This is a genomic window from Streptomyces sp. NPDC006368 (genome assembly GCF_040612535.1).
In the GTDB taxonomy this organism is placed as follows: Bacteria; Actinomycetota; Actinomycetes; order Streptomycetales; family Streptomycetaceae; genus Streptomyces.
Genome location: NZ_JBEXQK010000033.1, coordinates 1 through 12,239, shown reverse-complemented (window position 1 = coordinate 12,239; position 12,239 = coordinate 1). Strand labels below are relative to the sequence as shown.

Genomic DNA, 12,239 nt, shown 5'->3' with positions numbered 1-12,239 from the left:
CTGCAACGGCACGACGGCAATGCAGCGGCGGCACAGCACCGGCGGGCCGGCCGGGTACAGCGGGCGGGACCAGGGTGGCGCGGCCGGATGGCGGCAGTACAGCGGCAGACATGCCACGGATGCGGGCCAGCACTGCGGACACCGCAAGCGGCAGCCGGACGGCGAGGGAGCGGCGGCGGAACGGCGGCAGTCGCGATGCAGGACCGGCGCGGACCGTGGGAGGGAGCCGATGCGCAGTGCGGGACGGGAAAGGCCCGCCGCGTGAGGCGAGCGGCGGGCCCTTGTCATCCCGGGTTTCTCAGCCGATGGATCAGAAGCTACCCCGGTAGCCGGTCAGGTCGGCCTCCGGGCAGGCGATCGAACCGATCAGGCAGGCCGCGCTGTTGTAGCTGCGTGTGTAGACGTTGGTGACCCGTCCACCGTCGTAGATATAGATGTGGTGGTTCGGCATCAGGCGGTGCTTTCCGGAGCGAATGGTGTAGTTGCCGCTCGTGGTGAGCTGCATGGTGATGGCCCCGTCGATGGCCCCCCTGACTCCTCCGAGCCCCCTGCAGAACGGGTTGGTGGCGTGCGTGACCATCCGCACGTCTACGTAGTTGCTGCCCGAGCCCAGCTTCTTGACGTTCATGTCCTTGGCACTGGCGGTCTTCGTCGCGACCTTGCGGCCGTTCCGCTTGTCGCACACGGTGGTGGGACTTACCGACACGTTGCCCGTCACTGCCTTGGAGCTCCACGTGACGGTCGCGTGCGCCGCGGTGCGGTACTTGCTCGACTTCCAGTCGAAGGCCGTACGGTTGTCACCCCCGAACTGGTAGTTCGAGCCGTAGTCGCAGCCGGCCGCCGGGGCAGCGATCTTCGCTTGCGGGATAAAGGTCACCCAGGACAGCGTGGTGGTCCGGGCGACCGCCGCCGCCGCGGCCCTCGACGCGGCCTCCTTACGCAGGCCTGTCAGCGAGTCGGAGGCCGGGACGGACGCCTTCACCCCCCACAGCCGGGCGTCCGGGTGCCCCTCCTGCGGCAGAACCGGCACCACTTGGTAGTCATAGTCGGTGCCCGGCTTCACCTGCACGTCGCGGAACGCGGCCACCCCAGCTTCGAGGCGGGCCGCCGGCACACCATCTCGTATCACTACATAACGGGCGTCCGTCTTGTACGGCTTCCAAGACAGGTCCACGAACGAGGCGCCATATGCCACGGTGATCCCCTGTTGCACCATGGAACGGTCGACGACGGCCGCCGCACCCGAGGGGGTCTGGGCCACACCGAAGCCGTGCGTCGACGCGGGCAAGTCCTTGGTGCTCCGCGCGCTGGTCCCGGAGACTTCCTTCATGTCGTCACCGGCCAGCGCGGATATGGTGAACACCGGCGTGTCCGGCTGGGGGGCCTTCTCGGATGCTGTGGCCGCCGGCAAGCCGGTCGTCAGCAGTGCCATCGGCACCAGCGCCAGTGAAGCCAGTTTCATCGCAGACGTTCCATGCTTTTCCTCCCGTTTTCCTTCTTTGCGCTACGCCTCGCACACAGGGGCGTGAGCTTGCTCTCACAGGTTTCTTTCAGGGTGATACAGGCCGGGGACATGTGAGAGAAGTGCCATCATGGGGTCTGCGCGGGACACCTTTCCCGCGGCCTGGACGACGCTGAAGACGACCAGCGAGGAACCCGATATGACTATCCGACCCACGGACGACGCCACGGCGCTCTACGGGCGAGCCTCACTCGTTCTTGGCGCTCTCGCCCTCATCACCGCAGTGTTCACCGGCTACGTCGGTATCGCGTTCCCGCTGCTCTTCGGCAGCCTGGCCGTGACATTCGGGACGATCGGGCTGACCAAGCGGATCGACCGCGTCCAGTGCGCAATCGGGATGACCATCGGTGGCTTGGCCGTGCTCTACCCGGTCTTTCTCCTGATGACCTTCAGCGGCTGAGGCGCTCCCGCACGGCGACGTGTCGAAATGCTGCTGAACTAATGCACTTCATTCGTCCCCGCGTACAGGCCGAGCCCAAATAATGGCGCTGGTCACCGTCTGCCACGATTCCCCCGTTGTATTCCCCGTATAGTAGCCCGACGGTCCGGCCGGGCACTCAGAGTTAGATTATCTTCGGGTTTGATGACGATCAATACCCCGCCGCGTGAGCAGCATCACAGTATACTGTTTGACTTTATATCGACGTTCGCCGCGTGGGCGCCTGTCATCAATTGGAAATTCAACTAACGGGAATGTCCCGGCGCACGTCGGGTATGCCCGGACCTCCGAGAACGTTGGATGCACCAGCGGTGCATACATCGGTCGTCCGAGCAAGGACGGATGATGGACAGTGCGATACAGGCCCTGAAGTGCTCAGCAACCCCGTACGGCCCAAGAGCTACGGGGGTTGGTTGCACCTATCACCCCCCTGCGGCAAGTAGGCCGACGACGATCAGCAGCATGTCACTACGCGCCAATATGCGGCTGGATCCCACTCGGCTAGGCCGCCCTGCATGGGGCGAAGGTCGTGGAGTCAGTGTCACTCTGGGTCACTTTAATGGCTGCGTTCTGGTCGGTGACTGCCATGTTGCCAATCGGTTTTCGGCCGCTCCGGACGTGTGCCGGTCGTTGAGTAGCAATCCCGGCGACGCACTTAGCGACCGAAGCGACCTATTCAGGATTTTGCTCCGCTGTCACGCCGGAGGACATACTCCACCGTGTCGGCCAATGCGTCCCGCCACACAAACGGGCTCGGCAACAGCCCCCCGCCTCGGCAACCAGCAAGATGCTCTCAATACCGGCTCCCAGGTCGCAAAGTCGCACCCGAGTGCGTGCCCGACTTCTTTAGGGCCCCGCAGCGCCCAGGTCGATCTCCGACCGGGGCTCGTCCTCCGGCTCCGGGGCGGTCGTGGTCGGCATCCCGGTGGGCGAGCAGCAGCTCGGGCATCGCCGCTTGCCATCCGCAGCGACGGCGTATACCCCCTCCCGCGCGGCCGTGGCGGTGGAGTTGCGCAGGGGCGTACCGCAGCGCGGTGGACAACATATTGTGCACCGGCCCGGTGTCCGGTGGGCCGGCCTGCCGAGCGCGGTCGGTGGTCCGTTTCTGGAGCTGGCGGAGCCGTATGTGACTGCTGCGGTTCACCCGTTGGTCGGTACAGAGCAGCTGCCCTCCAGGTCCTCCTCCGCGCGCCCCAGGACCAGATGCGCGTTACCGCACTGAAGGTTGGCCAGCATCCTGCCTATCGCTGGCTTCTTCACCACGCGGCCCGCCTCATCAGTCGCAATCAGCATGGCGTGATCCTCCAACACGGCTCTGACATTGCCCCGGCGAGCAGACAGAGCATGTTGTCATCATGGGCTGGTGACGACATGGATGCGATGCTACTGGGACGAGGAAGACGTCTGGTTCTACTTCGAGGTCGATGCCGAAGGTTGGGTAACCCGGCAGATCGAGCTCGAAGGGCCTGAGCTGATCCCGATCGCAGCCGCCTCCCTCGCCGAATGGCAGTCAGCCCGCGACACAGGCCGCCTCGACGAGTACGACAACAGGTTCGGGATCACAGCAGAACTACCCGTCTCTGAATGGGAAGGCCACGATCCGGAGGAGCTGACCTCTGACCAGTTCGAGGAGGTCTGGGACTCAGCCCGTCGGCAGATCGCAGCCCTGCCGTCGTGATTGCTCGCTCGGGGCGGATAGTCACTTGCCGCACCCGCCCTGCCAGCTCGATCGAGATGGCGGCGCGATTCAGTGATGATGCGCTCTTGCACGGTGCGGTCGGCCAGCAGGCGTGCGAGGACGACGGTCTCGGGATGGGTGATCAGGTCGCGGGCGGTGACCTTCCACCAGCCCGGATCGGCGCCGGCGGGCCGGGTGGCCTCGAGACGGGTCGGCCACAGATGCTCCTCGTCCGGCCAGGGCTGGCCCCGCCAGGAGCCGGTGATGGCGCGGGCGACTTCGAAGGCCTGCGCACCGGCGGGGCAGTGGCGCAGCAGTTGGACATGCCGTCGCTGGGCGTCGACCACCTCCGGGCACGGGCCAAGAGGCACGGGCAAGCCGCTGGTTCCGGGCAGGAACAGCAGCCAGTATCGGTGGCGTGCGCAGACCCGCTCTCCGGGTGTCAGGTACCGGCGTGCGGGTACACGGCGTCCGGTGCGTGCGGCGGTGCGTGCGGCGGTGCATGCGGGGCATGCGGGGCATGCCGGCCCCCAGGCCGCGACGGCTTCCTCGCCGCGCATCAGTCGTCCGACGGGGCCGGCTCCGTACTTGCCGCACGGTTCTTCCCGCCTCCATGCGGGCAGGGCCTGCTCGAGCACCCGTGGTGGAACACGGCACAGGGTGGCTACACGGGCGCGTGCCTGGGCGTTGAGGTGGATCTCGCTGTCCAGGTACAGCATGCCGGTGAGGTTCTGCTGGCCGCCGACGTCGGTGACAGCGGCGAGCAGGTCGCGGATGGTGAGGTGGTAGCGGGCGGCGAGCCTCGTCAGGAACGACAGCGTCAGCTCTCCCGGCAGCGGAGCCACCCGTCCTGCCGCGCCGCAGCCCATGGCAGGCACGACCCCGCCGGACGCTGCTGGCTTGCGTCCCGTACGCCCGCTTGCGGGCGTACGGCGGGTCGCACCATCCAGTCGAAGTCGGCACGGCGGACCCGGAGGCGGGTGGCGGCCTGCTCGGGTCCGGGGGGCGACGAGGCCGGCTGGGTCCGCACGCTGGCAGATCTGGCCGACTTGACCGGGCTGGTGCAGTGTCCCCTCCGGGCTCGCGCTCACGTCGACCAGCAGCTCCCGGTCGGCGAACCGACGTGTCCCGAACGGTGTCATGTGCGCTCTTTGCCCGCTCGTGTTCGGGGTGCCCAGTGCCCGGGAGTAGCCTGGTCGTAACGGTCGATGTATTCCGGTTCTGTCGTGTTGGCCGCTCAGCGTCTCGGTGGCATCTGCCGTTTGCCGCTGTCCGCGTCCTGCCGCCTCGTTTTCACCCCCGTGGCCTGTGCCGAGCGATTGCTCCGCCTGGGCCCGCTCCGGCCGTCGGCAACCGGATTCGGTTTCGCTGAAGCCGTGCCACCCTTGCCGGTGGGGGCGTTGTCGCTTCACGCGCCTTTACGGAAGCGTTCGCTCAGTTGCCTGCCCACTGCGGGTGTGACGTGACCCGAGGGCAGGTCGACGCCGAGCAGGAGGGCGAGGTCGGCCGCATAGAGGTCGACGGCCGCCTCGGTCAGGTCCGCTAGGTTGGCTGCCGCCTCCCGTCCGCGCCGCCATCCCAGAAGCATCAGCCCGGTCCCTGCTAGGGCACCCGGCCACCACATGAAGCCCAGGCAGAGGTAGAGCAGGCCCCAGCCGCTTGTCGTCGCCGCGCTGACCATCGCCTCGCGCGCCGCGATCAGGTCGTTGCGGCAGACTTCCGGCAGTAGCGTCCATAGGCGGGGCCAGGTGAACGTGAAGTCAAGGCCATACTGAGCGTGGACTCGGGCACCCACGCCCCTGAGCCGGTCACCGATCCACGTCGGCCTGGCGGGCCGGGTGAGCGCGATGGCGTTGCGCGCGTCGGAGAGGGCCGCCCGATCGGCGGCTGCGGCCTCTTCGACATCGGCGGCGGCACTGGCCCGGCGATCTTGGCGCATGCGAGTGAGAAAGGCGGCCCGATCGGCGGCTGCGGCCTCTTCGACATCGGCGGCGGCACTGGCCCAGCGGTCCTGGCGCCTGCGAGTGAGTCGGCCGGTCAGCCATTCCGGCCCAGAGATCAGCCACGCTCGTTCGACCGCCGTACCGAGAGCGCGAGCCAGAAGTCCCGCCGTCGCGGCCGCCACCAGAATCGCCACGAACAGCAGGACAGCCGACACCGGGCGCCGGTCGTAGTGGGCGGTGAGTTCCTCGACAGCATGGTCAAGCATTCGCCCGTCGAGGGCGTGACGGTGACCGAGTGTAGAACCCGCCGCCGCGAGGGCGATGAACAGGGTGCCGGGCACGACCAGCAGACTCACCCAGCGTTCGGCGAGCTTCTTGCCCAGCTCGGACAGGAAGGCGTTCATCCGAGAGTCAACGGCTCGTCGAACACGGCACATTCCGGCAGCAGACCGCCCGGTTCACGGCGTTCCACCCGCGAACAGCGCCCGCTCGGGCACGTGTAGGCACCGCTTGGCGGCACTGTGGGGTCCTGGCCGGGCACTGGGGTGTACCCCCTCAACCGCACCGGCAGGCCCAAGCGATCGCAAACCCGTTCCAGGGCGGTTGTCGCCGGCAATGTACCGGCACGTAGTTCTGCCAGCATGCCGAGCAGTTCTGTGGACCATCCGTCCTGGCGCGCCTGCTCGCGCAGTTCCAACAGGTTGTTGCAGAACCACCTCAGGTCATCTGCCTCCGCAGCGGAGTTTTTCACCCGTTCCCCCTTCCCCCGGACGTCGCAACGAATAATCTCATTCGCCGTACCTACCAGTCATACATTCGGTGACATTCCAGGCGGCCGTACGGGGGCATCGTGAACACGGAGGATCTCACTTTCGCCATGGAGGACCGGCTCGACGCCTATGCCTCCAGCGGTGACGCAGCGGTACTGCAGGGACCGGAGGCCCAACGGCTGGCGGACAAGTTGTACTACGCGGTCGACTGGCTGTCGCCCCTCAGCGAGCCGGCCGAGACCGCGCGGGCGTTCAACGTCGCGGCCCTGCTGGGGACGTTCCACTGGTATCGCTTCGAGCACGACGGCACGCGGGCCGACGTCAGGCGTGCCGTTCTCTGTTTCCAATTGGTGCACCCGGTGGCTCCACACTGCGTGCCCGAGGCCTTCCGCACCGTGTACGCCACCTCAGGGCTCCCGGCGGGTGACGGGCTCGACGAGAGGGAACTGGCCGCGTACACCGCGACCGCTGTCAACCTGCTGAAGGCTGCAGAGAGGAACGGAGATGTGCACCTGCTCGACGACGCCGTCGAGCTGTGCATGTTCTCCGCACGGGCTAACCCTCGGCAGGATGTGGTGCGCGCGGAAGCCCTCGTCACGCTCGGCAACGTTCTGACCCGCCGGTATGAGTACACGGGGAACCCCGACAGCCTGGACCGGGCTGTCGTGGTGACCGTTAAGGGCGGGGAGATGATTCCGGAGGGCCACCCGTACCGCCTGGCATTCTGCTCAGGCTTGGGGCACGCGTTCATTCGCCGGTTCCAGCGCACCGGGGACCTCGACATCCTCGACCTGGCGGTGGGGATGCTGCGCGAAGCGGCATATGAGGCACCCGACGACCACCCGCACCGCGCCGCCTTCCTGACCAACCTCAGCACGGCGCTGAGCCACTATCACTGGCACACAGGCCGGACAGAGACCGCCGACGAAGCGTTGGCGGCCCGGCACGAGGCTGTCAGGATTACCCCACGCGACCATCCGGACCTGCCCAGCCGGCTGTTGAACCTCGCCGCCATGCTGGAAAGCCACCCCGAGCTGCTCCCGACCGGGGCGGAAGCCGTTTTCGATGCCGAAACCAATGGGCAAGGACCAGTCGTCGCCCTGCTGCGTGACGCCCTCTCCCTCGCCGGCGACGGCCACCCCGACCGGCCTGCCTGCCTGCACCTGCTCGCCAGCGCGCTTCGAGAGCGGTTCGCCCGCGAAGGGTGCCAGCGGGATCTGGAAGACGCCGTCGAGGCGGCCCGATCGGCGATCACAGCAGCCCCGACCAACGCCTACGAGCGGCCGATGTTCCTGCGGGAACTTGCCCAGTCCCTGCGCCGGTATGCCGCCCACTTCTCGGCGCCCGGTGCCCTCACCAAGGCCGTCGAGGCGCTGCAGGAAGCGGATGCACTGCTGCCCGAGAACCATCCGGAACGCAGCGTGACCCTGGCCGACCTGGGATTCGCCCTGGCGGACCTCGCCGAAACCACGGGAGCCTCCGAAGACCGCAGCGCGGCGCTGCGCGCCCTGCATGATGCGTCTCTGGTGTCCTCCGCCTCGGCGCACGCCCGGGCCCGGGCCGCTGCCGCTGCCGGGCATCTCGCCGCCAGCACGGGGAACTACACCGAAGCCCTCGACCACTTCACGCTGGCCCTGGAGCAGTTAGAGCTGACGGCGTGGCGTGGCCTGGAACGCGATGACCGCGAGCGCCTCATCGCCGAGTACCCGAGCCTTGCCACGGACGCCGCGGCCGTCGCCCTACGGGCCGAGCAACCGCAACGCGCGGTGGAACTCCTCGAACAAGGACGTGGCATCCTGCTAGCCCAGGTCCTGGAGAGCCGCACCGACCATGTCGACGTGCGTGCGAAGGCGCCAAAACTCGCCGACCGGCTCCGACAGGTCCTCGACGAACTCGACCAGCTGCCCGACGGCTCCCAGAGCTCCTCGGGCGCGGCCACCCTGGACGTGTGGGAGCGCCGGCGAGTGGGCGAGCGCCGGGTGGCCCTGGCCCGAATCCGGGAAGAGATCCTGGCCGAAATCCGCGCCTTGCCAAAGCTCGGCCACTTCCTGTGTGCCCCGGCGTTCGCCACTGTACGCACCGCGGCCGCTCAGGGCCCTGTAGTCCTCCTCGTCCCGAGCCAGTATGGGTGCTCCGCACTGCTCCTGACCGGCGACGGCGTACGGGCGCTGCCCCTGGCGCTCGATGACCAGCAGCTTGCTGCGCGGACACTCACATTTACTCAGGCTCTGAGCGATTGGCGGTCACCGCTTGAGGCACGCAAGGAGATCATCGACACCCTCTCCTGGCTGTGGAAGACCGTGGCCAAACCAGTGCTAACCACGCTGGGGTACACCGAGCCGCTCGGCGCTGACGCCGCTGGCCCGCGCGTGTGGTGGTGTCCTGCAGGGCTGTTCACCCTGCTGCCGCTGCACGCCGCAGGACGCTTCCTGCAGGGCGGCGAGGGCGACACCGTGCCCGACCGAGTCATCTCCTCGTACACACCCACCCTGCGCACCCTGCTACACGTTCGCGAACGGCACTGTGCGGCGGCCGGGGGGCGCGCTGGCGGGCTCATCGTCTCCCTACCCTCCACCCCCGGCTGGCCGGACCTCCCGGCGGCCGGGGAAGAAGCCCGGGCCCTGCGCCGACGACACCTGAACGTCGAGTTCCTGACCGGCGCGGCCGCCACCGGGCCAGCCGTGCTGGACGCCCTGTCCCGCTGCTCGTGGGCCCACTTCGCCTGCCACGGAGAGCAGGACCTCGCCCGCCCATCGCGCGGTGCGCTCATTCTGCACGACGGGCCGCTGAGCTTGCGGGCCATCACAAACCTCCGGCTGACCCGCGCCGAATTCGCGTTTCTGTCAGCCTGCGAGACCCATCGCGGCAGCATCATCCTCGCCGACGAGGCGATTACCTTCGCCACCGCTTTGCAGCTCGCAGGCTTCCGCGACGTCGTCGGCACGCTGTGGCCCATTGATGACGCCTTCGCGGCGAAGGTCGCCGACCTGGTCCACGACCACCTGCTCCAGCCGGAACCCCCGGACCCGGCGACCGCCCTCCACACTGCACTGCGCACCCTCCACGAACAGCGGCCGCAGGCCGTACTGAGCTGGGCACCGTACGTCCACGTCGGCCCGTGAAACGCACCACCCGGATCGGCCGGAGACGGGTAGGGCCGGCGCCCTCAGCCAGAGCTCACTCGGGCGGGCGCCCGCCGCCAGGCGCTGCGACCACTGTCTTGTCGCGCCTGCGGACCACTCCCCTCTCGGAAGTCGGGAGTGTGCTTTGAAACACCCTGTCGCCCTAATGGTCCTGGTGCTGGCAGAACCGGATCGGCAACGCGGCCGCGCGCCGCGATGCGTTTGCTCTGTCCCGGGCGCGGCACTCAGGCGCCTGGCTGCGGTGACGATGCCGGACATCATCCACCGAGTGGACGCCCCCCGTGCATCGGATGACGACGAACGCCACTCGCGCGCACCGCGATGCCCGGCACTACATCCGGTGCGCACCCCGTTATCTTCTTGGCGGTCCTGCAAGAGGGCCGCTGGCCTCCGGGCCCGGCATGACTGTTGCCCCCTGTCGATCGGATGACCTGGGGTGTCACCGGGTCTGAGGGGTGCCGTCGGAGACGACATCCTGCACACGTACACGACCCGCCGCTGAGACCACACAGCAGCGGGGCCGGGCAGAAGTCCTGCCCGGCCCACCGCTGCGCCTCCGCGCTACGTCCAGCGCATGCCGATGCTGGAGAGTTGTTCGATTCGTTCGGGTGTCAGGGTCGTGGCCCGGGAACGTTGGTTGCTGATCCATGCACCAAGCCGGAGCTCCCGAACCTCCTGGTCCTCGCTGCTGCCGCCGTTCCCGTCGTTGCCGCCGACGGTGATCCGTTCGATGTGCTTCCTGGGCACCTTCAGGTGTTGCTCGCGTTCGTAGAACTGCTTGGCGGCCTGGTAGTTGAGGGCCCATTTGTCGGCTTGCGTGCGGCGTGGCTTGGGTTTCTCTTCCTTGCTGGCGGGTGTGATTCCGAGGACGTGTTCGCACATCCACTGCTGCGCGGTCGTGAGCTTGTCCCACCCGAGCCGGACCGAGCGCACCCATCGTCCGAGGTCTTCGCCTTGGTGCATGACGTCGCCGGGCTCGGTGGGCAGCGTCCAGCCGGCCTCGAGGTGGAGCCGGACGAGGTGGAAGGCGCGCTGCCATTCGACCGGCCACCTCGGGCACCAGGAGGGGTCGATGTCCTCCAGCTGCTCGCGCCGCTCGTCCGACAGCGCCCCCGTCGTCGACCCCACCGGCAGCCCTTGGGCACGCCGCTGCTCGATCTCGGCTGCCCTGCGGGCGGCGGCCCGCTGGTTCTTCAGCCAGATGCCCACTCGGTAGCCCTGGTAGGTGGCGTCCAGCGGGGCCAGGAGGTGGCCCGCTTGGGCAGCCCACCCGCGCGCCGCCGCGAGGCCTTCCTCCCAGGCGACGTCGAAGTGCGACCAGACCATGCCCAGGTTCTCAAGCTGTGCGACGCGGTCGGCGTCCATGTCGCCGCGGGCGTAGAACCGGCGCGTGTCGGCGATCCACTGCCCGAGCGGGAACCCCGCGAGCGACGCCGGCCACCCCTCGCCTTCCGCCTCCTGGTCGTCGCGGCTGGGGACGCGGTAGGTGAACGGCACTTTCAGGTTGCCGCGGATGCGGTTGTAGATGGTGGCGGCTTCGATGCCGCGGCGCCAGTGGGCGTGTTCGGGGTTGAGGACGCGCAGGTTGATGAACGCGGCCAGGGTGGCCGGGTCGCGGGGTGTGGAGAATTTCAGCAGTGCCCGTGCCGGCACTGATAGTCCACGGTCGCTTTGGCCGCTCTCGGATCCCTGGTCCTCCTGCTTCCCGCTGCGGCTCTGTACGCCCCGCACGCGGCTTTGGGCCTGCTGTTCGGCGAGCTGCTCGACGACGCGGGTGTCGTGTGCCCTGAGCGCTTCCAGGAGCTTGGCGAGCCCGCCGTAGGCCCGGGAGGTGAGCATGTTGTCCGCCGTCTCTCCGGGCCCGAGGAGGACCGGCACGACGAGGGATGCGACCTTGCCCTCGCCGGGCTGCATCCGCAGGGCGCGGCCAACGGCCTGGACGAGGTCGGGCATGGAGCCGCGCACGTCTGCCCAGTACACGGAGTCGCAGTTCTTGGTGTCGACCCCTTCGCCCAGCACCCGAACGGAGCCCAGGAACCCTTTCTCCACGACGGTACCGTCCGCGGCGATCCCGGCCGCGAACTCCCCGAGAACCCGCCGCCGGTGGTTGGGCTTGTGTTCCCCGCACAGCCAGTTGGCCCAGATCATCCTGGGGTACAGCTCCGGGTCGGCGGCGTGCAGCTGCGCGGCGACGTCGGGAAGGCCGGTCGCGAAGGCTTCGGCTTCCTTGACGACGTGGTGGAAGACGAGCGTCCTGCGGAAGCCTTCCTCGGCCGACGCCTTCACCAGGGCGGTCTGCAGTGCGGCGAGCCGGGCCCCGCGGACCTGGTCCGAGCGGCCCTCGGCGCCCAGGAGCTGGGCTGCCTGGAGCTGGGTGTCGGTGATGTCCACGCACACCACCTGATACGGCGCACAGATGCCCCGGGAGATGGCCTCCGACAGGGTCAGCGTGTAACAGCGGCTGCCGAACGGCCCCTCCGGATCGTCCTCCATCGAAGCCACCAGCTCACCCGGCGCGCCACCCTGCTCCTGTTCCTCGTCCAGCTGCCACAGCCGGGGCGTGGCCGTCATGTACAGACGCCGCAAGGCCGGGATACGGGTGTTGTCGTGGACCATCGCCCACGGCTTGCCGATCCGCCCCGACGTCCGGTGCGCCTCGTCCGTTTTACCGAGCGGAGATGTGTACGGGTTGGAGCTGACCTGGGCTCTTCATCATGCACATGTTCGTGATGTATGGCTTCCAT

Annotated in this window: 8 protein-coding genes and 1 pseudogene; 3 read left to right on the top strand and 6 right to left on the bottom strand. The window is 68.2% G+C overall.

Annotated features, from left to right (window positions below; all coding sequences use genetic code 11):
• Positions 1-310 precede the first annotated feature (310 nt).
• Positions 311-1,462 (bottom strand): hypothetical protein, encoded by a 1,152-nt coding sequence (locus ABZZ38_RS22245; RefSeq protein ID WP_356742640.1) that lies wholly within the window; start codon positions 1,460-1,462, stop codon positions 311-313.
• A gap of 199 nt (positions 1,463-1,661) precedes the next feature.
• Between ABZZ38_RS22245 and ABZZ38_RS22240 the strand changes: the two genes are divergently transcribed.
• Positions 1,662-1,922, top strand: a complete 261-nt coding sequence (locus ABZZ38_RS22240) for a hypothetical protein (protein WP_356742638.1) — start codon at positions 1,662-1,664, stop codon at positions 1,920-1,922.
• 1,179 nt (positions 1,923-3,101) lie between these two features.
• Here the strand turns inward: ABZZ38_RS22240 and ABZZ38_RS22235 are convergent.
• Positions 3,102-3,254: a hypothetical protein gene (locus ABZZ38_RS22235; RefSeq protein WP_356742636.1), complete on the bottom strand. Its 153-nt coding sequence runs from the start codon at positions 3,252-3,254 to the stop codon at positions 3,102-3,104.
• Between the two features lie 82 nt (positions 3,255-3,336).
• Here ABZZ38_RS22235 and ABZZ38_RS22230 point away from each other — a divergent pair, with 82 nt between their 5' ends.
• Positions 3,337-3,639, top strand: coding sequence for a hypothetical protein (locus ABZZ38_RS22230; protein WP_356742710.1), 303 nt, complete (start codon positions 3,337-3,339; stop codon positions 3,637-3,639).
• Between the two features lie 413 nt (positions 3,640-4,052).
• Here the strand turns inward: ABZZ38_RS22230 and ABZZ38_RS22225 are convergent.
• The 3 genes and pseudogenes from ABZZ38_RS22225 to ABZZ38_RS22215 form a co-directional block, all read right to left on the bottom strand.
• A pseudogene (locus tag ABZZ38_RS22225) lies at positions 4,053-4,508 on the bottom strand (TniQ family protein); the annotation flags it as partial.
• Positions 4,509-5,047: 539 nt separating this feature from the next.
• A complete protein-coding gene (locus ABZZ38_RS22220) occupies positions 5,048-5,986 on the bottom strand; it encodes a hypothetical protein (protein WP_356742634.1) in 939 nt (312 codons plus the stop codon).
• Positions 5,983-6,333, bottom strand: coding sequence for a hypothetical protein (locus ABZZ38_RS22215; protein ID WP_356742632.1), 351 nt, complete (start codon positions 6,331-6,333; stop codon positions 5,983-5,985). Before ABZZ38_RS22215 ends, ABZZ38_RS22220 begins: the two co-directional genes overlap by 4 nt.
• Before the next feature lie 99 nt (positions 6,334-6,432).
• On the opposite strand from ABZZ38_RS22215, the gene ABZZ38_RS22210 reads away from it, so the two are divergent.
• Positions 6,433-9,474 (top strand): CHAT domain-containing protein, encoded by a 3,042-nt coding sequence (locus ABZZ38_RS22210; RefSeq protein ID WP_356742627.1) that lies wholly within the window; start codon positions 6,433-6,435, stop codon positions 9,472-9,474.
• Positions 9,475-10,056: 582 nt separating this feature from the next.
• On the opposite strand, the gene ABZZ38_RS22205 is transcribed toward ABZZ38_RS22210, so the two are convergent.
• Positions 10,057-12,111: a Helicase associated domain protein gene (locus tag ABZZ38_RS22205; protein WP_356742623.1), complete on the bottom strand. Its 2,055-nt coding sequence runs from the start codon at positions 12,109-12,111 to the stop codon at positions 10,057-10,059.
• Positions 12,112-12,239: the final 128 nt, after the last annotated feature.

Bases quoted from the DNA above. Each gene is read 5' to 3' on its own strand.
- ABZZ38_RS22245 (WP_356742640.1), bottom strand. From the start codon at position 1,462: ATGAAACTGGCTTCACTGGCGCTGGTGCCGATGGCACTGCTGACGACC.
- ABZZ38_RS22240 (WP_356742638.1), top strand. From the start codon at position 1,662: ATGACTATCCGACCCACGGACGACGCCACGGCGCTCTACGGGCGAGCC.
- ABZZ38_RS22235 (WP_356742636.1), bottom strand. From the start codon at position 3,254: ATGCTGATTGCGACTGATGAGGCGGGCCGCGTGGTGAAGAAGCCAGCG.
- ABZZ38_RS22230 (WP_356742710.1), top strand. From the start codon at position 3,337: ATGCGATGCTACTGGGACGAGGAAGACGTCTGGTTCTACTTCGAGGTC.
- ABZZ38_RS22220 (WP_356742634.1), bottom strand. From the start codon at position 5,986: ATGAACGCCTTCCTGTCCGAGCTGGGCAAGAAGCTCGCCGAACGCTGG.
- ABZZ38_RS22205 (WP_356742623.1), bottom strand. From the start codon at position 12,111: ATGGTCCACGACAACACCCGTATCCCGGCCTTGCGGCGTCTGTACATG.